Source organism: Pirellulales bacterium (genome assembly GCA_036499395.1).
Taxonomy (GTDB): Bacteria; Planctomycetota; Planctomycetia; order Pirellulales; family JACPPG01; genus JACPPG01.
Window position 1 is genome coordinate 121646 of the sequence record DASYDW010000122.1, and the last position, 25136, is coordinate 146781.

The 25136-nt window shown below is 60.3% G+C and carries 12 protein-coding genes; 8 read left to right on the forward strand and 4 right to left on the reverse strand.

Annotated elements, in window-relative coordinates; all coding sequences use genetic code 11:
* Positions 1-216 precede the first annotated feature (216 nt).
* Positions 217-3309: a right-handed parallel beta-helix repeat-containing protein gene (locus VGN12_23255; GenBank protein ID HEY4312386.1), complete on the forward strand. Its 3093-nt coding sequence runs from the start codon at positions 217-219 to the stop codon at positions 3307-3309.
* A 51-nt stretch (positions 3310-3360) separates the two neighbouring features.
* On the opposite strand, the gene VGN12_23260 is transcribed toward VGN12_23255, so the two are convergent.
* Positions 3361-4671, reverse strand: coding sequence for a tetratricopeptide repeat protein (locus VGN12_23260; GenBank protein ID HEY4312387.1), 1311 nt, complete (start codon positions 4669-4671; stop codon positions 3361-3363).
* A 624-nt stretch (positions 4672-5295) separates the two neighbouring features.
* Here VGN12_23260 and VGN12_23265 point away from each other — a divergent pair.
* The 4 genes from VGN12_23265 (at position 5296) to VGN12_23280 (ending at position 9720) form a co-directional block, all read left to right on the forward strand.
* A complete protein-coding gene (locus VGN12_23265; protein ID HEY4312388.1) occupies positions 5296-6135 on the forward strand; it encodes a hypothetical protein in 840 nt (279 codons plus the stop codon).
* A 265-nt stretch (positions 6136-6400) separates the two neighbouring features.
* Positions 6401-7945, forward strand: a complete 1545-nt coding sequence (locus tag VGN12_23270) for a YifB family Mg chelatase-like AAA ATPase (protein HEY4312389.1) — start codon at positions 6401-6403, stop codon at positions 7943-7945.
* 32 nt (positions 7946-7977) lie between these two features.
* A complete protein-coding gene (locus VGN12_23275; GenBank protein ID HEY4312390.1) occupies positions 7978-9234 on the forward strand; it encodes a sialidase family protein in 1257 nt (418 codons plus the stop codon).
* 174 nt (positions 9235-9408) lie between these two features.
* Complete coding sequence (locus VGN12_23280; protein ID HEY4312391.1) at positions 9409-9720, forward strand: hypothetical protein; 312 nt, start codon at positions 9409-9411, stop codon at positions 9718-9720.
* Between the two features lie 33 nt (positions 9721-9753).
* Here VGN12_23280 and VGN12_23285 read toward each other — a convergent pair whose 3' ends face one another.
* From VGN12_23285 to VGN12_23295, 3 genes are all read right to left on the reverse strand, one after another.
* The gene (locus VGN12_23285) at positions 9754-11730 is read right to left on the reverse strand and encodes an ATP-binding protein (protein ID HEY4312392.1); all 1977 of its coding nucleotides are present in this window, start codon (positions 11728-11730) and stop codon (positions 9754-9756) included.
* Positions 11727-12347 carry a hypothetical protein gene (locus tag VGN12_23290; protein ID HEY4312393.1) on the reverse strand — a complete coding sequence of 207 codons (621 nt, stop codon included), beginning with the start codon at positions 12345-12347 and terminating at the stop codon, positions 11727-11729. The genes VGN12_23285 and VGN12_23290 overlap by 4 nt, the downstream gene beginning before the upstream one ends.
* A gap of 250 nt (positions 12348-12597) precedes the next feature.
* Positions 12598-13338 (reverse strand): hypothetical protein, encoded by a 741-nt coding sequence (locus VGN12_23295; protein HEY4312394.1) that lies wholly within the window; start codon positions 13336-13338, stop codon positions 12598-12600.
* Positions 13339-13824: 486 nt separating this feature from the next.
* Between VGN12_23295 and VGN12_23300 the strand changes: the two genes are divergently transcribed.
* From VGN12_23300 to VGN12_23310, 3 genes are all read left to right on the forward strand, one after another.
* A complete protein-coding gene (locus VGN12_23300; protein ID HEY4312395.1) occupies positions 13825-14613 on the forward strand; it encodes an inositol monophosphatase family protein in 789 nt (262 codons plus the stop codon).
* Between the two features lie 207 nt (positions 14614-14820).
* Positions 14821-18138 (forward strand): hypothetical protein, encoded by a 3318-nt coding sequence (locus VGN12_23305; protein ID HEY4312396.1) that lies wholly within the window; start codon positions 14821-14823, stop codon positions 18136-18138.
* Positions 18135-24941, forward strand: coding sequence for a hypothetical protein (locus VGN12_23310; GenBank protein HEY4312397.1), 6807 nt, complete (start codon positions 18135-18137; stop codon positions 24939-24941). Before VGN12_23305 ends, VGN12_23310 begins: the two co-directional genes overlap by 4 nt.
* Positions 24942-25136: the final 195 nt, after the last annotated feature.

Genomic DNA, 25136 nt, shown 5'->3' on the forward strand with positions numbered 1-25136 from the left:
GCATGCCTGCTAGCAATGTTTTTGCCTGAGCGGTGAAAGGTCGGGCAATTTTGCTATTGCGGGATAGGTAGGCCGATAGCCCGCAAAGTTTGCGCAGAATCCCCCACGCCGCATTTTTGCCGCAATTTCTAGTCGACCTTGCGGATTGTATCGAAAAGTCTCAACCGGCAAGTTGTGCCGTGACGATGGACCTTACCGCATCTGACGATTGTGACGGTGCTAGTCCGTCCATGTTTCGAGGGGGGTCTGTTTGTGAAGGCAATCCAGCTTGTCATCAAGTTGCGCTTCCGGTCCAAGACGGCCGGATCGCCAGCCGCGTGCGAATGCCGCGGCCATCGTCGTCTCGGCGCAGCCCAGGTGCTGGCCGTGTCGCTACTGGCGACATGGTCCGCACTTGGCGGGTTCGCGCAGGGGCAGACGATCGTCACGGACACGGGGGCTCCGACGTCGAGCTTTATGGCTCCGTTGAGCATGCCCGGCCTGCAACCGTTCTGGGTAGGCTATGTCGGCGCCGATCGTGGCCTCGGCTTTCAAGGCCAGTACTTTTCGTTCGGTGGCTTGCTGCCGATTACGACCGACATGTTGGACGGTACGTGGTTCTTCGACGGGCGGGCCCACGTCACGACGGACAACGCACAGTTCTTCAGTAACGCCGGCATCGGGCGGCGACAATATATTGGCTTTTTAAATTCGATCGTGGGGCTCAGTGGCTGGTACGACTACGACGGTGACGCGTATCAGAATTACGGCTACCGCTACAACCAGTTGGGCGTGACGGCGGAAGTTTTCAATCCCGCCTTCGATTTCCGCTTCAACGGCTACATGCCGATGGGCAACACGACCCATGTGTTGAATCAGTTCGAGCAAAACTACTTGCTGTACGTCAACGGCATCGATACTGCGCTACGCGGCGGCGATGCGAAGTTCAGCGTCCGCCCCGCCATTCTCGGGCCACTGAACGGGTACATCGATATTGGTGGTTACTTCTTCAAGTCGTCGGCGATCGAAGGGTTTGGCGGTGTGTCCAGCGGCTTCGGCGTGCAGCCTTTGCCGGGTCTGGCCGTGAACCTGGAAGTAAATCATGACCAGTTGTTCGGCACCACGGGCTTTGTCCGTGTGGCCTTCGGTCTACGTGGCTCGCCAGGCAATACGCGCACCGGCTCGCGCCTGTTGGAACCGACCCGCCGTAACGACCACATTGTGCGTTTCAACCAGCAGCCAGAAATCGCGACCAATCCGCAGACGAGCGTTGCGTATAACGTGATTCACGTTGATAACACGGCAGCGGCCGGCGGCAACGGCACAATCGATCATCCCTTCCAAACCCTGGCGGCCGCCCAGGCGGCCTCGGCCATTCACGACATCATTTATGTGCACAAGGGGGATGGCACCTCGCACGATTACGCCAACGGCATCATCTTGAAAGACAATCAGATGCTGCTGGGCAGCGGCAACAACTACGTGGTTCAAACGACCGAGATCGGGCCGATGCTGCTCAAGGCGCTTGATTCGAGCCAGCCGGTGATTTCGAATCCCAACGGCGCCGGCGTCACCTTGGCCAACAACGATCGCGTCGGCGGTATCACGATCAGCGTCGCGAATGTGGGCATCGTGGGCAACAACATTACGAACACGACACTCGAGCAGAACACGGTCTACGGTGGTCTGATCGATGGTATCCAGTTGACGAACTTCTCAGGCGCTGCGAGCATCGTCAACAACTCGATCCGCCAGAACGCCCAAGATGGTATTCATATCATCGAAGGCGCCGCCAACGCCACCTACAGCCTGGTCGGCAACACGGTCGACAGCAACGTTCGCAATGGCATCTTCTTTGACGACACACACGGCTCGGCCGTGGTCGACGACAATACGTTGGGTTCGAACGGCCGCGGCAACTGGGCGGGCGTGCAAGTGGCCCAGACGTCAGGCACAATGGATATCGAGATCAAGAACAACACCATTCAGTACAACACCGAAGGTATCTATCTGACCGCCGACAACGCGGGTGGAAACGGCGCGACGATCAACGCCGACATCCACGACAACCCCGAAATATCCTACAACCAGGGAGACGGCATCCAGATCGCAGCTCGTCATGACGCGACCGCCGACTTCAATATCCATGACAACCCCAACATCAGCTACAACGGTTATCCGGAAGGAGTCGGAGTCGGGCGTACAACAGCCGGTGGTGCCGGGATTCGCCTGTATACCCTTGACTCTTCAATGGGGGGCATCATCAACCACAACGGAATCATCGATAATGCGGGCACCGGCAACCCGGTAGGCAACGAGGTCGATCAGGCCGCGGGCATTCAAGGACAATTCGACGGCAACAGCGTCACGTCCTTCATCATCACGAACAACAACATCGACGGGTTAGGCACGAACGTGGCCGTCGGTCGCCCGTACGGTGACGGTGTCTGGCTCGACTATGAGATCACGAACTCGATTATCCAGAATCTGTTGGTTACGAACAATCAGATCGTCAATAACAAGGGTCTTGGCTTTCAGCTTAGCACTGCGGGCCGGTTGCATCCGGGGATTACGAGCACGCTGCTCGATGCTACCTTCGATAACAACAACATTTCGAATAACTTTTTCTCGGGCCTGTACGCCTTCCAGGGCAGCTCAGCGGGCGTGATGCGTCTCACGGTGACGAACAATCAGATCAACAACAACGTCTCACCTACTTCAGGCGGCCAGGGATTGCCCAGCAACGACGGCGGTCTGTCGCTGGAATCCAATTCGGGACGGTTGGTGGGTATCATCGAGAACAATGTGATCAACGCCAACGGCCTGACGCCCAACAACTCCACCAATTCGCCACGTGCTAGCGGAATTAATGGTATTGCGGCCACGATCGACGAGTCCAACGGACTTATGGGCTTGCAGATCATCGGCAACCAGATCAACGGCAACCAGCATGACGGCATCCTGTTGACGGACAACAACGTGATCAATCCGGGGGTCGGTACAGCGCTGTCGATGGGAGCGATCATTCACGACAACTTTATCATGTTCAACGGCGGCGACGCTGGCGTCCAAGCCGTGACGCCGAATATCGGCACCCCGCCAGGACCGAACGTCTCGACGTTGGGCGTCGAGCTGACGCACAACGAGTCGTCCTTGCGGTATCACTTCCTGAACTTGCAAGGAATAACGCCAAACACGGCTTTGATTACCTTCGCCGATGGCGGCCTGAATGCGGGACTCTTCGACACTTCGCTAAGCGTCGGCTCGGTGGCGGCGACAACCGCCGCAACAATGGATGCGCTGGTCGCTCCACTGCTCATCTTCCCGTAGTAAATGCCGAACGAGCGTTATGGTTAGCAGTCGGGCATGGCCAAGTAACGCTTAGCGTTTGACCGGTTGCTCGAAGCTGGTGCGAACGGTGCCGCCTGACTCGGCGGCTGAAGAGGCTGGGACGCCGGCAGGCCGAGTTCTGGCATCCCGCGCCAAACGACTGCGGACCATCGCAGCGATCGAGTTCGCATTTTTTGACAGGGCGCTATCGGGACCCAGCTTGGCGTGATGAATCGCTGCCGCCCGCTCAACCAGCGGCATCGCCTCGGGATAGCGCCCCTGATTGCCGTAAAGAATTGCCAGGCGGAGCAGCCCTTCGGCGGTTTCCGGATGATCTTCGCCGAATTGTCGGCGCGTCAGTTCCACGTCAGTTTGGAGAAGCGATTCCGCTTCGGGATAATTCCGGACTGCTATTTGCGCCAGCCCGAGCGTGCTACGTGCCTTTCGCGTGATGGCGTTCTCTTTCCCCAGGGAAGCCTCGAGGCTGGTTAGCGAATCGTTGAGGGCTGTCACGGCCTGGGCGTAGTCGCCAGCCGCGTACCAGGTGCGGCCCAGATTCAACTGCGCTTCGCCCACACGTGGGCTTTTGTCTCCCAGCGTGGCAAGCCAGATTTCGGCAGTGCGCGCAAAAAGTGTGGCCGCTTGCTTATGGTCTCCCGAGTCCAGATAGAGGAGTGCCAGATTATTCAAGTGGCCGCCGTAATCCGGATGCTCTTCTCCCCACACTTTCGCCGCATCGTCGACGCACTGCTTGAGGAGTGTGCCGGCCTCGTCGCGGTGCTGCGTGGCCAGCAATAAGCGACCCAACGAGCTGGCCGTCGAGATCGTTTCTGGATGCAGACGCGTGAATACTTGTTCGCGGATCTTCAGTGCCTGGCGAAACAAGGTTTCGGCGGTGGGCGCGTCCCCCTTGGCCTGTCGCCAGTGAGCTTCCTGATCGAGCAAGTTCGCTACGCCATAGGTGTCGGCGCCCCAAACCTGAGTTGCCAGGGACCGTGCCGAGACGATCGACGCGAGCGCTTCGTCGGCATTGCCATTCTGCCATGACTCGTTCGCGGAACGCGTGCGGGCTTCGGCGGTTTCGTTGGCCTGTCTTTTTTCGGGCGTGAACGCAGTGATGGATTGCTCTCGCCATAGCGCCAGTCGGGCGCTGCATGTCTGCCAAGAGTCTTTGCCGTACGACTCCTCGATCAGTTGCACCATTTCTTGCCGCGCGACAAGGGCCTGTTCCGTGTAACCGCGGCGGCGATGACCGTCGATTTCCCGCGCCAGCTGCGCCGCGCGCCGATCGGCACTGTTGACGGCTTTGTTCGCTGCTCTGTCGGTCTCGGCTTTCTCGGGAGAGGTCGTGGACGATGCCATTTGCTGGACACCTTCGGCGGTCGAAGCGTCCGCGACAGGTTCTGTTGGTGCTCGCGAGCAGCCAACGGCGATTACGAGCAATCCGGTAATCAACAGACAACGGCCGACGTCGAGCATTGAGGAGTACCCCGGAAAAAGGGTGGAAGAGGTGCGGGATTAGAACAAATGACAAGGCTTAAGAAAATGTCAGTTCGCGTGGGCTGGGCAAACAGGTGCCAGCAAGTGGGGCAGGAGAACTGATAATTGGCCGCCTAATTTTTCTGGTTGAGCCAGGCCGGTGCCGTGGCTTTCGACGGTGAGCTGTTCTCTCGATTTCCGTTTTTCGCTCTGAATCTTCGTGGAATTGCATGCCCAAGATGTCTGATTAAATGCATCAATAGTTAGGGTCTTTACTCTATGAAAGCGATGTCGTGCAGTTTGTTAGCTGGTGAAGGCAGGAGGCCTTCGAACGCTCATCAAGAGCGAGTTAGCGCGAGATCGCTTACGCCGCTGTAATCCTGTCAGAGAAGTAATCACCTTAGGTGCCGCCGAAGCAGTGACTTCTTGTTCGCAAAAGTGTTAATTGAAGCAGGGGCTCAGTCGAGCCGGGTTTACAGTGCGGGTCGCACAAAAAGGAGCACGGCGATGAAATGGCAATTATGTGCAGCTCTGATCGGTAGCGTTGCTTCCATCACAGGGACAGCGCAAGCTCAGCATCACAACAACACGCATTGGCCGTCGGGAACAAACCCGGGATGGGGCGCGGCACACCCAGGCGTGGCAGGCGTCAATTATCCGAGCGCGACTGCCTTGAGCACTGCCGGCCACAATGGCCACATGAATCACTTCGTCAGAGGAGCCGTGGAGCAGGCGGGGTACTATCGCCATGGAGTTCCTTTTGCTCAACCGGCAAGCGTGGTGAACACCGGCGCGACGACGAATGGCCCTGCCCATTCGCAGAATATGGTCGTTCCGTATACACGGATGCATGGCTATGGGCACGAGGGCCTTCCGTACACGTCAAACCGCGTTACTCCGCGCACTAATGGCGACGTCATCATGCCACAATCAGCTAATGTCCGCCCGTTCGAGGGGAACACGGGTGCAGTACTACGCAAGGAAGTGCAGGCCGACAAAATAGCCATCAAGAACGACCTGGCCACGGGAAATAACGTGCGGCTGCAGCAGAACGAACAACGCTTGCGGGACGATCAGAGAATGGAACAAAAGGTCCTACAGCAAGGCTACGCCGGTCGTGGCTATCAAAGCGTCAACAATGCGCAAAACATGCAGCAAATGAATCAAAGGGAAGCGTTGCTCCGGCAGCAACTTTCGAATCACGACTTCCGTCGGCAGCAGTTCCAGTTTCTCCATACCCGGCCTGGCAACTCACGTCTGAACGATGAGGTTGCTCGGATCCATGCCGCACATAAGGGCTCGTCCGAAAAGGCCAGTGCAAATAAAGTAGTGAAAGCGGTTCCGTGATCGGGAATGGCCTGTGGTGTTTCGCTTCTCGACGTTTCTTGCGACATATTTCGCGACGTAGCGCCGATTGCGACGTCATTCGGAGTCTGGATCGACATCGATAAGGCCGGCCGTGCTCATGTTTTGGAAGTTGGGCCGGCCTTTCTCGTGCCTTCTAACTACTTGCGGTGCGTTACACATCGACCCACAATACGATTTCCCTCCGCGCAGGCGTGCCAGGGGCAGGCAATCACATCCACTGATACGAGTCGGAGCGGCGCGGCGCATGCTCGCGAAACTGCGGACCTTTTCCCTGGTCGGGATCGACGCCGTCCCGGTCGAAGTGGAAGTCGATATCTCCGATGGTGCATTGCCGAAAACCGTTCTCGTGGGTCTGCCCGAGGCCGCGGTCAAAGAAAGCACCCATCGTGTCGAACGGGCACTGGTGAACTCCGGCTTCGTCCGTCCGCAGAATCGGGTCATAATAAACCTTGCGCCTGCGGAACTCCCCAAGCAGGCCGCTTCGTTCGATTTGCCAATCACGCTGGGCATCCTGGCTGGCAGCGGTCAGTTGGATGGCGCCCACGAACGATTTTCGCAATACGCGGTCGTGGGAGAACTGGCGCTCGACGGTTCGACGCGCCCCACGCGCGGCGCCCTGTCGATCGCGATTGCGGCGGCGCGCGAGGAAGGTCTCAGCGGTTTGCTGGTGCCAAGCGCCAGCGCCGTCGAGGCAGCTGTGGTCGAGGGGCTGGACGTCATTGCCGTTTCCAGCTTATCGCAGGCCGTGGCCTTTCTCACCGGCCAGATCGATCTGGAGCCGACGCCGCCGCGGGTGAGCGAATGGTTCCAGGAACTCGCCCACTACGAAGTCGATTTTGCAGATGTGCGCGGCCAGGAAATGGCGAAGCGAGCGATCACGATCGCCGCCGCCGGATCACATAATCTACTGATGCTGGGGCCACCAGGGTCGGGCAAAACCATGTTGGCCAAACGGTTGCCAACGATCCTGCCCGATCTTTCTGCTACGGAATCGATCGAGACTAGCCGCATTTACAGTGCGATGGGGCTGTTGCCTGCCGGTCAGCCACTATTGGCCGTGCGCCCGTTTCGCAGTCCACACCACACGGTCAGCGATGCCGGTTTGGTTGGAGGCGGATCGACGCCGACGCCCGGCGAAATCAGCCTCGCGCACAACGGTGTGCTGTTCCTGGATGAGTTGCCGGAATTCAATCGCCGCACGCTTGAAGTATTGCGGCAGCCGCTGGAGGATGGCACGATCACGATTAGCCGGGCCTTGAACAGTTCTCGCTTTCCGGCGAACTTCATTTTGATCGCGGCCTTGAACCCCTGTCCGTGTGGGTATCGCAACGATCCGCGACGAGAATGCCACTGCACCGTGCCGCAGATCGAACGCTATATGGCGAAAATCAGCGGCCCGCTGTTGGACCGAATCGATTTACACCTTGAGGTGCCGGCCGTACCGTTTCGCGAATTGTCGGCGGCCGCGCCTGGCACGACCAGCGCCGTAATGCGCGCGCAAGTGATCGACGCACGCATCCGGCAGCGGGCACGTTTTGCCGGCACGAAGACACGCTCGAACGCCCACATGTCGCACCGGCAGATTCGCACGCAATGCGTGCTGGATGCGGCCGGCATGGATTTGCTCAAGGCCTCGATGACGGAACTCGGCCTGTCGGCCCGGGCGCACGACAAGATTTTGCGCGTGGCGCGCACGATCTCGGACCTGGATGCGGCCGACAACATTTCGGCCGTGCATGTGAGCGAGGCGATCAACTACCGCATGCTCGATCGAAGTTTGTGGACGTGATGATTTACCGACGGGACGCGAAGATGCTTGGGATGGACGAGAAATGTCGTTGCTTTAATTTTGGGCATTTACTAGTGGCGGCCTTTTGCTGCTTGATGATCGTTGCATCAGCAAACGCCGCTGAGCCCTGGATGGAAAAGGTCGATCTTTTTCATGCCGGCGATGATGGCTATGCCCTCTACCACATTCCCGGGATCACGGTCACTGCCCGGGGAACGGTGCTGGCTTGGGCCGAGGCGCGGCGCGGTCGCAGCGACTGGGGAGCGATCGACATCTTGTTGCGCAGGTCGACCAACCACGGAAAGACCTGGTCGGTCGCGCAAAAAATCGCGGATGTGCCTGGTCCGAAGACGAAGAATCCCGTCGCACTGCACCTCAAGGACGTGAAGTCGAGCGACGTCACCTACAACAATCCGGTGATGATCGCGGATCGCGACGGCAGCGTGACCTTTATGTTTTGCCTGGAGTACTGTCGGTGCTTCGCCGCGCGCAGCACGGACGAAGGATTGACCTGGAGTGAGCCGGTCGAGATTACTGAGGTCTTCGAATCGTTCTGTGAGAACTACCCCTGGAAAGTGTTGGCGACCGGGCCCGATCATGGCATTCAATTGGCCAGTGGCCGATTGTTGGTGCCGGTCTGGTTGTCAACCGCTACGGGCGGGAATGCCCATCGGCCATCGGTCGTGTCGACGATCTACAGTGACGATCATGGTCGATCGTGGCGAGCCGGAGAGATTGCGGTCCCCTGTACGGATGAATGGGTCAACCCGAATGAAGCGACAGCAGTCGAATTGGCCGACGGGCGTGTGATGCTGAACGTGCGTAACGAATCGGCACAACAGCGTCGGCTGGTGACCGTCAGCGCGGATGGCGCCACGCACTGGTCAGAGCCTCGTTTCGACGAAGCGTTGGTCGAACCCATCTGCATGGGGAGTTTGCTGCGTCTGTCGACGAAGAGAACAGGAGATCGAGATCGGATACTATTTGTGAATCCCAATAATCTTTCGCGCGCTGATGGAAAAGTCTCGCCCGGCAAGAGTCGTGATCGACGCAATTTGACCGTACGTCTGAGTTATGACGAAGGGACCTCGTGGCCCGCGTCGAAGAGCGTCGAGGCTGGCTGGAGCGCGTACAGCGATATGGGGCTGGCGGCGGATGGCACGATTCTGTGCTTCTACGGCCGCTCGGAGAAAAGCGATTTTGCCGGCGACCGCCTCACGCTGGCTCGTTTCAACCTCGAGTGGCTGACCGACGACCAGGATCGACTACAGATTAAATCACCGCAATGATTGGCGCAGCGAGCGTTTGGCTCCTTGAGCAAGACGTATAATTATCACATGCTATCTGGAGATTCAGGAACGGGAACACGAAGAGGCGCGCTTCCGGGCTCGCCGACGTCAGACGCCGTGCCGCGCACGGATGTTACGTCGCGCTCGGTGGACGAGCCATGCACGGAAGCGAGCATGAAGACAGATGCGAGGATGATCGACCCTGCGCACGTCGAGGCGTTGTGCTGCGAACTGCGCGTTCTGCTGGAAGCGGAACTCGCCGCGGGCAACCGCATTGCCGAGACGACCAAAGGGTGGCCGCTGCCCAACTCGGTCTGGGTACTACTGGCCGCGCCGTTTCACAATTCGCCAGCCCAAATGCCACCTGGCGTGCGCGTCGTGGACCTGAACGATCCTCATTGGTGGAAGCAAGAGTACGAGCACGTCACCAGCGGTTGCGTGCTGGCTTGCCGCTTTCGCGCGGGCGAGGGGTTTCTCGGTCGCTAGAGCAGGCCGCGACAGTTTCACACCGCCGTCCGTTCAATGTTCGTTGACCGGTTCTGCCGTGTGGCTGCAATACCGGGCGACGATGTTCACCAGGTTTTGGCGCTGGATGGGCTTGGTCGTGTAGTCATTGCAACCGGCGGCCAGGCATTTCATTTCGTCTCCGGCCATGGCATGGGCCGTTAAAGCGACGATCGGTTGCGTATAGCCGGCGGAACGTAAGCGGCGCGTGGCCTCGTAGCCGTCCAGAATCGGCATTTGCATGTCCATCAGTATGCAATCGAACGGCTTTCCCTCATCGCGCGCAGCTAGTGCCATTTCAAGAGCCATCTGACCGTTATCGGCAACCGCAACCTCGGCGCCGGCGTGGCGGAGGACAAAGGAAATCAGACGCTGATTGTCCGGACCATCTTCGGCCAGCAGGACACTTCCTTGCACGCCAAATTCCTGTTCCGCGGTTGCGTGAGCTCGACTCGACGAGGCCTCGAATGGGCCGGCCATCAGAGGGACGCCTTCTAGATCTCCAACCGAAATCTCAAGCCGGAACGTGCTCCCTTTGCCCAGGGTGCTGTTGGCCGAGAGGTCGCCATCGAGCATCTGCGCGAAGCGTTTGCTGATCGATAGTCCGAGGCCGGTGCCGCCAAATCGTCGCGTCGTGCTGGCATCCGCCTGGGTGAAGGGGGTGAAGAGTCGCGATACTTGGTCGGGGGTCATGCCCAGGCCTGTGTCCACAACGTCGATGCGCAGGCGCGGGCCTTGCGGTAGGTAACGCGTCGTGACGAGCAAGCGAACGCGGCCGATTTCGGTGAATTTAATCGCGTTGCCGATCAGATTGATCAATATCTGTCGCAGTCGGGTGGGATCCGTCTCGATCGATTCAGGAATCGGCCCGATGTACTCGACGTCCAGAGGCAGCCCCTTGGCGGCGGCTCGTACCCGCATCAGGCTGGCCACGTCGGCGATGATTCCCAACGTGGTGCAACGAATCTTTTCGACCTGGAATTTACCGGCCTCGATTTTCGAGAGATCGAGGATGTCGTTCACCAGTTCCAGCAAATAAGCGCCATTGCGCTTGATCGTCGTTATGGCATCTAGCTGTTCTGGCTTGTCGAGGCTATCGGACAATATGTCGGCAAATCCGAGAATTGCCGTCATAGGCGTGCGAATCTCGTGGCTCATGTTCGCGAGAAACTCGCTTTTCGCGCGATTAGCCTGCTGGGCTTCCTGATTGGCTCGCTTCAACTCGTCGGCCTGCGAGGCGAGCGCCCGGGCTTGCTTCTGTAATTTGCGCTGCGCCGTTTGCATCTCATCGGCATAGGCCTGAAGTTCGCCGGTGCGGTCGCGGACCTTGTTTTCGATTAAGAAGTTCGTATGTCGCAGGCGGGCTTGTTGCAGCGAACTGCTCCACAGCGTGCGCAGGCCGAAATGGATCCAAATCGCAAGAAACACATCTTCAAAAAGCACCCAGGCCGAGTGCTCGATGGCACGCCAATTACTGGCCGTCGCGCTGCCGAAGACCGACTCGGGCCAATAAGTGCCGCGCGCCAAATGATCGGCCACGACCACCGCTGTCGCGGTAACCAGGACGCGCACGTCCATATACCAGGCCAGAAAGGCCAACGATCCGAAGATATGGAAATGGGTCTCAATGCGCCCTGCCGAGAGATGGATCAGCAGCGCGGACCATGACATTTGCGAAAAGGCGACAACCTGCCGGGTCAGCACATCGCCGGGCTTGCGCCAGATAAGAAAGAGTGGTACCAGCGTAAACAATACGCCGAGCGCCGCCGCAGCCAGCACATGCGGATGGACGCGACTCTCGCTGCCGGCCCACGTGTAGGGCGAGATCCACAATGCCGTTGCCAGTCCAACGATCCATTCCAGTGTCAACAGTACCGCGAAGACACGGTCCGTACGGGCGCGGATCGTGTGCAGTTCGCCGGCCAGGATCCCTGTGGCGCGATCCGAGATGCGCGCGCGATCTTGAATGCAGATCGAATTCTGATTCGTCACGGCACGCTCCCAAGTCGTGAGGTAAATAGAGTGTCATTACCCAGCGGACAGCCAAATACCGCTGCCTGGTCTGTGGACGGTACGTGGCCGGCGAGCAGCGCGGCGACGGCGTCTCGGCCCTGGTTGGCTCCAGTGTTCCCGCGTCCGGCCGTAATACCGGTTGCCAGCAACAGCCGGCCGCGACCGTCGTAGTACAGCACCTGTCCGGATGTCTTCACGCCAAAACGTCGCGCCAGCTCGCCGTTTATGTCCTCGTGTACGACGGCGTTGGAAATCCTTGACGCGGAATCCCACAGGTCGGTGCGCAGCCAATCCTTCTCAGTGCCTGCTGGACGATAATAAAGCAGGTGCACATCGACCGGCGTCGTGGCGTTCTCGACAAGCTCTTTCAATTCATCGAGCGTCGCGCGCGTGCAGGGGCAGCGCGGATGGACGAACACCACCAACTGCGCACGTCCTGGGGAGGGCCTGATATTGGTCGAGGCTGGCCACTGGCTCGGAGCTTGTGCAGATATGCCGGGCGTTTGTTGGAAAAGCATCAGTGCGCCCCAAGCGATAACGCCGCAGAGACCCCAGAGGGCCAGCGCCGCCGCGAGCCAGACCGCTTTTCGTGACATGAGCGTATTCGACATGGTGTCGGTCGATACCGCGTCGGCGACGACCGGGAAACCTTCGCCTCGAGATTCTTCCCCGCGGAGATATACGTCACCCTTGCTGCCCGTTCAGGCAGTGGCAACGAACTTTGGGGAGCTAGCGGTTATTCCGAACGTAACGGCCACGGCGATGACACATAGGGCCGCAGGGCCAAAGGGCCTTTGCCACCGGGCGAGACGCGGGAGGGGCCACGTCCTGGCACGGTTCGGGACGTTACGTCGTTAGCGGTAGAGGCGCCGCAAGAAACCGTTCGTAAAGATTGCGGGCTGTGGCCTCGTCACCGGTTGCAAGCGCGAAGATGCCACGCGAGCGAGCCCGGAGAATGACGCCCTTCTCCAAAGAGTCTGAGAATAAGTAGTGCGATAGTTCAGCACCTTCGGCGGAGTGTTGGAGTTCGGCCCGTTCGACATCGGCCGGATGCGCCATTTCGACGTAACTCCATCCGGCGTCGCGCGGGTGGCATAACCAGCAATCGGCGCTCGGGCGCGGAGCGGCGGATCGCACCGGCAATAAAGACGCTGATATCGAATCGCAATCAATCGGCGCGACAACCGTATTGGAGAGATGCGTTTTGATGACTAGCGCAGGCCAAGCGTGCAGCAGGCTCGTTTGCACAGAAACTTGCATCTCGACACCGCCAGCGCAATTCAGGGTGTCGGCTTCAGTGAGCACACGCCAATAAACTTGCAGCCGCACAGGACGCGTCGGTGTCGGCGAGTACGTAAGTACCAGATCGTTGCCACGAATAAACGAGTCGGTGAGCGGTTGCTCCGCGTTTGGCTGGGGCTCGGCGAATTGCGCGGTGAGCAGGTGGGCGTCGGTCAGCGACTGGCCGCGCACAATAATCTCGTGCAGTCCTAGCCCGGGGCGTGTGATATCGACGGTCGCGCGTAGATCGCCAAATTTGAGATGGGCGTAATTCCCAGACAGATTCCACACAGCCGAAGTGGTCACGTTCGCGCGTTACGTGCAATGAGATGCTGTGGAATGTGTGACTGCGGCTCTCTGTGAATAAAAAAACCCCGCCGCTCGCTGCGAGGCGGAACGGCGGGGCCGGAACAGAGAAGAGGCCGTCGAATACGAACGCTATTATGAAGTCACACGATGAATAGCACTGACCTGACGACTGACGCGCTTCCGATCGGACGTCCTCATCTCAGCCGCCCTGATATTACCAACTTGAAATCTGTTGTCCACACTTTTGTTCAAAAATAATTCGTTCCCTAAAGAGCTGACCATTTCGGGGGATTTTGGCACCGCCACCGCTTCGCCACGCGCGGGCCGATGCAAACCCGCAACCCTTGGACTCTTGACAGATAGGGCCGAAGAAATACCACGAACTTGCAACACTTTTCGCTACAGTGGCAAGGGCGTTGTCTGCTGTGGCGGTAGCCATATAATCCTGACCATGTCCACGGACCCGGACCCCACGAGCGAAAAATGGCTTTAATCGCCGAGTTTGGCAAGCTGTGCGAGGAAGCGGCACGCGTAGGCGGGCAGGTGCTTCGCGATCATGCGGGACGCGTCGAAGCCCGCGAGAAGAACCCGGCCGATCTCGTAACTGACGCGGATGTGGCGTCGCAGCGGGCGATCCGGGACACGCTCTTAGCGGTATTCCCGCACCACGGATTTCTGGCCGAAGAAAATGAGTCGATCCCGCCAGGCCCTGATGGCCTGCGGTGGATCGTCGATCCACTGGATGGCACCACGAATTTCGTTCACGGCATCCCCGACTACGCCGTCTCGATTGGATTGGAACGAGCCGGAGAACTGGTTGTCGGCGTTGTTTACGCACCGGTCCATGACGAGTGTTACCTGGCGGCCGCGGGGGAAGGCGCGTTTCTGAATGGCAGTCCCTTGCACGCGAGTCGCACGACACAGCTTTCGCAAGCTGTTGTCGCGACGAGTTTTCCTCCCCGTTCGGACCGAAATTCCCCTGAGGTTGCGCGGTTTCTCGAGGTCCTTGGTCGCTGTCGTGCGACGCGCCGTAGTGGCTCGTCGGCGTTGAACCTTTGCTCAGTGGCGGCGGGGCGGTTCGATGCGTTTTGGTCGTACGACACCAAGAGCTGGGACGTGGCCGCCGGGGCATTAATGGTGCGGGAAGCGCAGGGTGTGCTCACCGGGCCAGGAGGAGGCGATTTTCGTCTGCTGGAAGCCAGTTTCGTGGCGGCGGCTACGGCTGCGCTACACCAGGAATTGTGCCAGATTCTGGCCTTGGCCACCGGTTAGCCCCCGCCAAAAGCGGGGCAGGGCAGGGGCAAGCCCGAGATAGCAAAAGGAGTTGCGTCGAGCGATTCTTGCTTCAAGGCGCTCCAACCCCTGGGTACACTAGACCAGATAGAACAGCAGTCGTCCGCATCACTTCTGGTCGCGGCTAGCGGTAACGGGCAGTTACCGAGCATTCAGCTGGCCGCGCTGCTGTAGGAAAGTGTCGTCTTGCGAATCCCTTGGTTTCGGACCATTGCGCTCTGGGGCTATTTGCTGGCGGTCGGCTGCGCCGCGCCCGGCATGGCCGCCCAGCCGATGGAGACGCCGCGCCGGGGTAATTCGCAAGAAGCACCGATGTCGAGCGAGGGGCCCGTACAAGAGGCCCAGCCTCCGGTCTTGTTTCTTCGCAATAAGGACGGCGGGCTGCTACAGGCCGTCTTGGGGTTCACGCTCGAAGATTTCGAGCGGTTCATGAACCAGCGGGCCCAATTGGGGCTCGGTCAGCAGCCTCCACGGTTTCAGCTTGAACGATTGGTCGCCAACGGGCACGCCGGAGAGCGCCAGGCCGAACTGTCGGTCGAACTCTCGGTCGCGGTCAACCAACCAGGGTGGGTCCGAGTACCGTTACGTCTGTCGCAGGCCGTGATGCGGTCGAAGCCTCGCTACCAGGGGCCGGGCGACTATCGCCTGGAGTTCGATTCGGCGGCCAAGGAGTACGTTCTCTGGCTGCGCGGCGATGGCGACAAGCCGCACCAGTTGACCTTGGATTTGGCCGCGCCGTTAGAAAAGTTGGCCGATCAAACCGAATTGAGGCTCGGACTGCCCCGCGCCGCCGTGTCGGAATTTGTTTTTACCGTGCCAGACCCGAGCGCGGTCGCTACGGTGCGCGAAGGGGGGCTGCTCGATAGCACGTCGCACGGCAAGAATTCGACCGACTTCAAGGTGCTGGGCATGGAGCGAGACTTCGCCCTGGTCTGGCACAAGCAGAATGCCGGCGACAACGAAATTGTTGCGCCGCTCGAGGGGGCGGGCATTTTGGACGTGCGAGTCGATGCCACGGGCATTCACACCGACGTGCAACTAACGGTGCGAACTTTTGGTAGCAAGCTCGACTCGTTCCGCCTGAAAGTGCCGGCAAACGCCACCGTCACCTCGACCGAGCAGCCGGGCTATACCATCGAATCGGCTCCCAGCGAGCGCGGAAAAGGCGAGGTCGGGCAAACACAATTATGCGAAGTGCGATTACGCGACAAGGTCGCCACTCCCCTCACCGTCCGCTTTGCCCTGGACCAACCGCTGGACGAAGAGGCGGGCCAGCGCGACTTCGACCTGACTGGCGTCGAGTTGGTCGGAGCGGCGCGCCAATCCGGCTATGTCGCGGTTCGTGTGACTGACGGCTGGCACATCGATTGGGGGGAGTTACGCCAGGCGCGCCAGGTCGAGGAGATTCCCAAGGAGCTTGAACGCGACGGTGTGTTGGCCTCGTTCGAGTACTTCGGCAAGCCGTATTCGATCGCGGGCCGGTTGGCCCCGCTGAAAACCCATCTTTCGGTCGAGCCCTTTTACAGTGTTGATGTCGATGGCCAACAGATTCGTCTGCAGTCCCGGCTGACCTATCAGGCACGCGGCGCCAAAGTGTTTGCCCTCGAGATTGCCATGCCCGGCTGGGAACTGGATGACGTCGCGCCCCGTGGCACATTCGATGTCGATCGTGTGGCGGTGGAAGCCGACAAACCGATCCGCGTCCCGTTGCTGCAGCCGACGACCGGCGGGATCGAATTGTTGCTGCGCGCGCACCGCAAGATTGCACCTGCTGCGACGCAAATTGAGTTCGATTTGCCTCGTCCAGTAACCGATGCCACGGCGCCGGCGCAACTGTCCGTGATGCCGGCCGAGAATGTGTCGCTCACGGTTCGCGAGACCGAACTGGTGGGTTTGATGCAGATCCGTGGTGATTCGTTGGACGCGACCTTTGATGAGGCCGGCCGACAACCGCTCAAGTTCCGCGGTCAGTCGGGCAAACTGCACTTCGCGGCGGATCTGCAAATCGAAACTCGCACTGTGGTGGCGGACATTCGTACTCAATTCACGCTCGACGCCGAGGCAGCGCACGTCGACGAAACGATCGACTACTCGGTAATGAACGAACCGCTCGGTGCACTGTCGCTGGACGTGCCCACCTGGCTGTCCAGCGCGGACCGCATCGAGTGGCAACTGGACGACCAACCAGTCACGCCGACGAGCGATACCAGTGAATCAAGCGTGGAGCGCACGGTGCGGTACCGGCTCGTATTACCGGAAAAACGGCAGGGAAAATTCCGTCTCAGCATCAAGTATCCGCTACGGATCGGAACGCTAACGGCTGACCGGGATCTGCCGATCGATGTTCCCTTGGTCATGCCGACCGTTACGGAGCTGGCTTCGAACGTATTAACCGTCAAGGCTTCGCCTGGTATCAAGGTCGAGCAGCGGGACTCTGGTTGGAACGCCGAAGTCGTAGGGGCGGATCGCTCTCACCCTGCGGGAATGCGTCTGACGAATCCGCTGGCAAGCGGTGAGGTCGCTCTGGCGGCCCGACGCGAAGAGACAAGAAATGCGAGTCCAGCCGTTGTTGAACGAGCATGGATTCAGTCGCGGCTGGCCGGGGGCGAACGCTGGGACCGCGCGGTATTCAAGATTCAAGGGGCTGAAAACTCACTCACGTTGCACCTTCCGCCCGGAGCGATCGCGGCTGAGGCGCAAGTGATTCTCGATGGCACATCCGTCGCGGCCAGCAGCGCCGCGCGCGACACGCTGTCGGTGGCAATTCCTGCAGGAGTGCAAACGCATGTCCTGGACGTTAGTTATCGTTTTGCCACGCGCAGTGCTGAGCAGGGGCATTTGCAACTCGTGCCTCCCAGCATTGAGGACGCTCCATGGATGCGGCAGACGTATTGGCAGCTTGTTCTTCCGCGCGACGAGCATTTGCTGGGCTGGCCGGCCGATTTGACGGGCATGTTTCAATGGCGTCTTGAAAATGGGATCTGGGTACGCCAGCCACTGGTCGAGCAGCCCCACCTCGAGGCTTGGACGCAGACGACGGCCGGTCCCGATATTCCCAGGCAGACCAATCGATACGTCCTGACGGCGATGGGACCGATCGAGGAGTTGAATATTTACGTCGTCAGTCGCGTCACGCTCGTGGCTGCCGCAGCCGGGACTGTTTTGACAGCGGGCCTTTTGCTGCTGAACTTCAAATCGCTGCGGCATCCGGCGGCACTGTTTATAGTGGGCATTTTGCTGCTCGCCGCGGCGGCTATGTTTCCCGAAGTCGCGATGCTCATCGCACAGGTGGCGGCATTGGGCGCTGTTCTGGCAGGCCTATCGGCGCTGCTGGCACGATATCTCAACTCGCGCCATCGATCACCGCTGGTAATCCGCACGGGGCCCAGCTCGGTTCACGAGCCAGGTTCGACGAAGACGCATCTACGCGTGCAGGCCTCTTCTAGCAGCGGCCAATCCGTCCCGCGTATTCCCCAGGCGTCCGCGTCTCCAGGGGACTCATGATGCGACGTGCGTGTCATTTCGTGCTGCTTAATCTTGCGCTTGCGCTGACGGTCGCCGCAATTTGTGCGGCACAGGCCAACGAAGGTCGAGCGCAGGAACCGAAAACTCCGCCGGAGGGTGCGCCGCTGCGATTTCGCCGGGTCTACGCGCCCGCCGAGCGGGTGCAAGACTGGCCACGAGGCGCCGCGCGCTACGTGCCCGTCGAGGGAGAAGAGTTCGAGCGACTTTTGAAAGCAGCCCAGGCGCAGGGGGAGAACGGTCCACCGGCAGCGGCGCTCGCGCGCGCCGAATACACGGCACAATTCGATGGCACCGAGAACTTGCGGGGGTCGCTGGCCTGGGAGGTCGAGCGGTCCGGTGAGACATCGGCCTGGATCCCTATCGAGGCGCTGAACCTGGCGATCGATAGTGTTCGCTGGAGCGACTCACCTGCGCCCGTCGAGTTCGGGCTAGGAGAGGGGGGGGCGGCAATGCTGCTGGCCAATCGTTCTGGCACGGTGACCGGCACCTGGTCGCTACGAAGTCGGCGCGATAGCGACGGTCAGTTCGCCTTCCGTTTCGAACTGCCGGGAACCGGCGCTTCGACCATGCTGCTAACGGTACCGCCGGGCGTGGTCCCCACGGCAGGCGCCGGGCTGACGACCCTGGTCGAGCAGCAGGACACAAGGCACATCTATCGCATTCTGCTGGGAAGCGCCGCCGACGTTACGTTGCGGATACCGGATCCCGCCACGGCGACATCGAACCAACCATCGGTCTTACTGCGCGAGTCCTCGGTCTACGATTTATCGATGCGCGGGCTCGATTTGGTAACCGTCTGGAAGCTGGACGTACACTCGACGCCCGTCCGCCAGATCACTTTGTCGCTTGATCCTGGATTGCAGCTTGTTTCGGCTCGACTGGGAGAAACCGACGTTCCGTTTACGACGTCAGCCGATACCGGGCAAACGAGAACGCAAGTCGTCCTGCAACTGGCGGATGCACTTTCCGGATCGGACCGGCCGTTGCGCTTGTCGGCCATCGGCACATTGCCAGCGGACAATAAGCCGTTCTCGCTGCCACGCATCCATGCCACCAACGTGACCTGGCAGGAAGGGACATGTACTTTGCTGGTACATGAGCCGATGGAAGTGCGCCGTCTGAATCCGCACGACAGCCGACAGACGAAGTATTCGTTGCTGCCGGAGCCGAATCGTGGTGAATCGTTCGAGGTGCAATTGTTCTCGGACGAAAGCGCTGTCGAGTTGGAACTTGCACGCGCAAAATCGCGCGTACACGTTTCGACTGGTTTGAACCTCGAACTCGGCGAGGATGCCGCCCAGGCCGAACTGCTCGCCACGGCCCACGTCTTGCAGGGGCGCCGTTCGACGCTCGCCGCGGACTTAGGCGCGGATTGGGTAGTCGATACCGTCGAGTCAACACCGCGCGAGGCTCCGAGTGACTGGCGCGTCGAGACGGGCGAGGAGTCGGCGCAATTAGTGATTCGACCCAGTCGCCCTCTTTCCGCGGATACGCCTTGCCAATTTGTGATTCACGGGCACCGTCCGGGTCACGACAAATCCGTGGGACGTTGGCAGTCCGACGAACTCAACTTTTTGCGTTTCCGAGACGTTGAACTTGACGAACAATTGTTCAGTTTGCACGCCGCAGCGGGATACGGTTTGGCAATCTCGGATCTCGAAAACATGGCGCGCGTGGATCCGCGCGCGATGGATTTCACGCAACAGGAATTGTTCAGCGAACCGCCGAACGACGTCTACCGCGTCGATCCCGCCGGGGGGCGCTTCACGGCTTCGATCGAACCAGAACGACCGACGTTCGCGGCCAAGATTGTCGGGACGACGTCCGTCGATGCGTCGACCATCGTCGAAACCAACTCGATTCGTTGCCAAACGCAGGATGATCCGATCGATCGGCTTGTCGTTCATTTCAGCACGGCCCGGCCTGAGCCGCCCCGTTTTCGAATCGTTGGCGCCGGCGAGGGCGCCTTGTCAGCGCGACGCTTGAATGGGGAAAAGCCGCCGGCACAGACGCCTGAAGCTGGTGAGACGTGGGAGATCGTGCTGGCCCGTCCGCAGAACGCGGCCTTCGAAATCGTGGCCGAGCGCAGCACCGCCGGTCGGGATCTTGTCGAATTGAGCCTGGTTTCGCTGAATGACGTCAGCGTTCAGCAGGCGCAAGTAGTTGTCGAGGCCGCGGCGGACGTGGGGCTTTTCCTGCGCACGTCGAAGTTGACAAGATTTGCCGACGTCGACGATCCCATGTCACCGACGACACGTGGCGCGTTTCAATATGCACCTGGCGATCCGACGGCGAAGATCGAGGTGGTGCGAGACGCCCTGATGCTCGTCCCGCCGGTGGCCGGTGTGGTGGGAAGTCGACGCCTGGAATCGCATTTCGACGTCGCCGGCCGCGCCTGGCACAGCGCCACTTTCACGATGCGCAGCGCGGGGCAAGCGTCGATGACGCTGAGCGTTCCTGACGGCTGTACGTTAACGCGACTATGGTTGAACGGGCAGCCGTATCCCGAGCAGGGACCGCAACGGGCGAGAATCTTGCTCCCGGTTGACCAGGCGAATATCACGGTCGTCGCCGAGTATCGCGCCGATAAAAAATGGCGATTGTCGACGGACCCACTCGTCGCGCCGATGCCAGAGATCAACTTGCCGATCGTCGACAGCCAGTGGCTGTTATGGTTACCTCCGAGCTACGACCTATCAATCGTTGCAGGCGGAAGTTGCGAGTTGGTACCGGACGGTGTTTCGTGGGGCGAGCGAATCTTCGGTCCGCTGGCGCGCGGCGACGCCACGCAACCTCTAGCGTTGTTTTCGCCACGAAGCTGGAGCAGTCTGGTACAACGCACTGCGCCGGCCACGCGTGCCGCGGCAAGCGAGCTCGCGGTCCGCTTTGCCAGCCTGTCGCGTCCAACAGACGAGGGGCCAGCCCCCGTGGAGTGGTCCGCATTGCTCACCGCGGCTCAGGTGTTAGCGAGCGAGAAAACGATTCGCATTGTTGTCGATGGGCCCTCGCTGGCAGCCGCTGGTATCGGTCCACGAACTCCGCTGGGCACGACCGTGGGCGAGTCGCCGATTGCAGGGCGACCGAATCTGCTGGAGCGCGCAAATCTGACGCTGTTATATTCTCAAGACGTCGTTCTGCTGACGAGTCGGCTCTCGGCCCTGGTAGATCGCGATCAGATTAGCTGGATCGAACCCGGTGTATTGGGCATCTTGCTGCCCGGGCCGCTTCAATTGTCACTCACTGCGAGCGCAGGAAAACCAGCGGTTTGTCTTGACGCAGCCGATTGGGCTCGCGACGGCCTGGAACCGAATGCCATCGAGGTCGGCGCGCCCGCGTTCGATCATGACGGCGACGCAGGGGTGCCATTTTTGATTCGATCCGCTGACAAGTTGCCGCCCACGGTGCGCGCCGTCTACCGGCCGAGTCGGGACATCTGGCGAGCGGCCAGTTGCGTTTTGGCCTTGGCCGCGTGCCTGTGCTTTGTGCGGCGGCGCACGATCCTTCTCAGCGTGCTAGTTTGCGCCGTGGCATTAACGTTGGTAACCCCCGAAGCTCTCGTGCCTTGGTCGACGGGCGCATTGTGGGGCACAACGATTGCTTTCGCCTGGCAGTGGCTGAAACCGCGCACGCCGCCGCGCGTCATATCCACATCGTCAAGCGCCAGCGCATCGCGTCGGTTGGTCGAAGCGGCCCCCGTTGCGCTCGTTGTCGTTTTGTCGTTGGGATTCGTCGCCATTGCCTCGTTGGCTGTCGCACAGCAGGCGGCAAAGCCGGCGCTGCGCGAGGAGGCCGCGGACATCGTACATCGGGTCTTCATCCCGGTCGACGAGAAAGAAATGCCGACCAAAGACAAGTACCAGATTCCCGAACAGCTCTACGACGAGTTGCAACGTCGTGCGGCAGATACCGTGGGCAGCGGGCAGGGATGGTTGATTCGCGGGGCTAGCTACCAGCTTTCCTTTAATCGTGACGCGACGGGCGAGGGCTTTGTCACGAGCGATGTGCGCGCCCAATACGACGTGTTGGCGCTGCGCGCAGATGTCGTGTTTCGCCTGCCGACCGTGGGGGTGCGACCAGTGGCGACGCGCGAGGGGCGCGAGGTCGACCTGGAATGGGACACGGACGAGGACGGTTTTTTCTGCCAATTCGAAGAGCCGGGCTTGTACCGGTTGGAGCTTTCGTTGAGGACGCAACGCAGCGACTCGACGGCAGGATCGTTCGAGATGCCGATTCCACCAGTCCCGCACAACAGCCTGGTCGTGCAAATGCCGGCCGGTATGCCGACGGTCGAAATTCCCACGGCGTACGGGGCCTCGCAGCTATCTGACGACGGACGCACGCTGACGGCACAGTTGGGCCCTGCGAGCCGTCTGTCTTTGCGTTGGGCTCGTTCGCGGCAATCGCGTGGAACGAACGTCGCGGGAGACGCGAACCTATGGCTGTGGCTGCAAATCCAACCGGCCTCGGTGGTGCTGCACGCACGTCTGGATATCAAGGGCCTCAAGGCGCCGCTCTCGGAGTTATGGTTATCGGTCGATCCCCGTCTGCGGGCATTGCCAGTTGTCGATCGATCGGGCACGGTGGTCAGCGTGCAATCTTTGCCAGGAGATTCGCAGACGGTGCGCGTCGAACTAACGCGTCCTGTCACGGATCACGTCACGATTCCTTTATCGTTCCTGCTGGTCGGAAGTTCGGGTATCGGTCAGCTCTCGCTGCCACGCATCGAGCCGCAGGGGGTTAAGGTGGTCAGTCGCGTGCTAGCGCTATCGGTCGAGCCTGCCTTGCAATTCGAGATTCCCCCGGCAGATCCGACGACCGCGGTGAATATCACCGAGTTCCTGACGCATTGGGGGGGAGCGCCGGCACCGCCGCAATCCGTTGTGCAATTGACACCAGACCAAGCTTGGACGATAGCGACGCGGCCCAGAGGCATCGCGACCGTGGCCAAACAACGATTGCTCGTCGGCGTTGGCGAGGCGCGGGCCACGGTCACCTTCGAGGCGCAAATCGCGCCGGCGGAAGGACAATCGCAGACGGCCGGCTATATTCTGCAACATCGCGTGCAAGCTCCGGCCGATCTAGACATCGAAAAGCTCACGGTGCTTCAAGACGGCATCGATCGCGTCAGTCGCTGGACGCGCGAGGAGACGGGCACCATCACAGTCTTTCTCACAGGGCCTGTCACGGGCCGGCAGCAACTCGCGATCGAGGGCTGGCTTCCGGCGCCGCGTCTGGGCGAGTGGTTGCTGCCTCGCTTCGAAGTCGAATCGGCATCACGTCGCGAGACGTCGATTAGTCTTTGCCGCCGGCCGTCGGTCCAGGTCGTCGTCGAGGCTTTGACCGGCCTTGCCGAGACCGAGCGCAGCGCGCGGCCGACCGATGATATCGCGCTGCCGGGGCGGTTGGTCGCCAGTTTCGTCTCGAAGCAGGATGAATACGATGCGAAACTGCGCATCACGCCCAATGCGCCGCATGTGCGGTCGTCGTTGATCGCGACGATCAAATCTAGTGGCAACGGCGCGGAGGGGCAGATTGAATACCGGGCCATGATTGACGATGGTTCGCTCGACACGATCGCGATCGACCTGCCAGCGGTCTGGACCGGTCCCTTCGAAATCACGCCAGCCAGCCCCTGGGAAGTTGTCACCGAAGCAGTAAATATTCGCCGCTTGATCGTGCGCCCGAAAACCCCGATCGAAGGGGAGTTCCAGTTTTCGCTCCGCAGTCCCTTGCAGTTCGATACCTCCGAACCAGTTTCGCCGCCGACGTTGGTACAGAACGAAGGTGAGGTGTGCAATTCTTACCTCGTGTTACCGGCGCAATGGGGGAATGAGCGGCTGCGTTGGAGTGGCCGCGAGATGCAGGCCGATCGGCTTCCCGAGGGATCGGTGACCGCCACGCCAGCAAGTGGTTGGCAGGTGTTTCGTGTCGATGGACCTGACGCCGCAGCGTGGTCCGCGGCTTCGATAGCAGCTTCGTCATCGGCGCCAGGCAGCGCAGTGGTCCATTGGATGTGCGGCCAGCACGGGGACGATCGGGGAGTCGTGTCGTTTGTCGTTAATGGCAGTGATGAGCAGACGCTTAGCTTGCGGATGCCCGACGGGGCTCAGGTATGGGGATTGCGCGTCGGAGATCGAATCGTGACTCCGTCGCGCGGCAACGATGGCTGGGAAATCCAGATTGACCCAAGAGAAGGTCCACAAGAGATCGAGGTCGCATTTGAGATCACCGCGGCCGAGGAAACGCGATCAGGCCCAAGGAAATTGCAAGCACCGTCATTGGATGGCGCGGACATTGGACAAACGACGTGGTTCGTTTACTCGTCGGGCTTTCGTGGTGCAGCGCAACTGATTTCGTCCGACGAGGCCGTGCCAGTAGCGCCCTCGGGGGATGCCCTTTTTTCGGAAAGCAAGTTTATTGAGGCGGCGTTCGGCAACCAGGCACGCGATCGATTCGACTTCGCGGGCCTCGTTCCGGCGGTCACGATTCGCTTTCCGACCGCATCGCAATCGGGTGTTGGGCTGCACTGGGGCGCGGCGATTCTGCTCGTCGTGGTTGCCGTGGCAATCGGCCGTCGCACGGATATCTCTCAGCGCGAGACAGCTACGATCGGCCTTGCGTTGATCGGCGTCGCGGTCGGCCTGTTGGCCGCGGACTGGCTTCAACCGACGTGGCTGGGCAGCATGATTCTGATTGCCAGTGCGGGATTAATCCTATGGCCGAAGATGCGCGAGTGGCGCGACGGCATCAGACAGAGTGCTAGCGAGTCGCCGGCCTCGTAGCAGTGCTCGGTGGCGCCGGATTCTCGCCGCGACACTGAACGCGTGTACCGGCACCTTGCTCAATTCCGTTAGGGAAATCTGGTGATCGGCGCCGCTCTGTCGCGATACGTTCCGTCGGCCGAGGTGCCTGCAGCACTCGCCTAGGCAGGCTTACGGGCATTTGTTAGTGTACGCCCCACGTTTGAATTCAACCGC

What these genes read in the sequence shown, in the direction of transcription:
- VGN12_23275 (HEY4312390.1), top strand. Translation starts at nt 7,978, where the DNA reads ATGGACGAGAAATGTCGTTGCTTTAATTTTGGGCATTTACTAGTGGCG.
- VGN12_23260 (HEY4312387.1), bottom strand. Translation starts at nt 4,671, where the DNA reads ATGGCATCGTCCACGACCTCTCCCGAGAAAGCCGAGACCGACAGAGCA.
- VGN12_23290 (HEY4312393.1), bottom strand. Translation starts at nt 12,347, where the DNA reads ATGTCACGAAAAGCGGTCTGGCTCGCGGCGGCGCTGGCCCTCTGGGGT.
- VGN12_23300 (HEY4312395.1), top strand. Translation starts at nt 13,825, where the DNA reads ATGGCTTTAATCGCCGAGTTTGGCAAGCTGTGCGAGGAAGCGGCACGC.
- VGN12_23280 (HEY4312391.1), top strand. Translation starts at nt 9,409, where the DNA reads ATGAAGACAGATGCGAGGATGATCGACCCTGCGCACGTCGAGGCGTTG.
- VGN12_23310 (HEY4312397.1), top strand. Translation starts at nt 18,135, where the DNA reads ATGATGCGACGTGCGTGTCATTTCGTGCTGCTTAATCTTGCGCTTGCG.
- VGN12_23270 (HEY4312389.1), top strand. Translation starts at nt 6,401, where the DNA reads ATGCTCGCGAAACTGCGGACCTTTTCCCTGGTCGGGATCGACGCCGTC.
- VGN12_23265 (HEY4312388.1), top strand. Translation starts at nt 5,296, where the DNA reads ATGAAATGGCAATTATGTGCAGCTCTGATCGGTAGCGTTGCTTCCATC.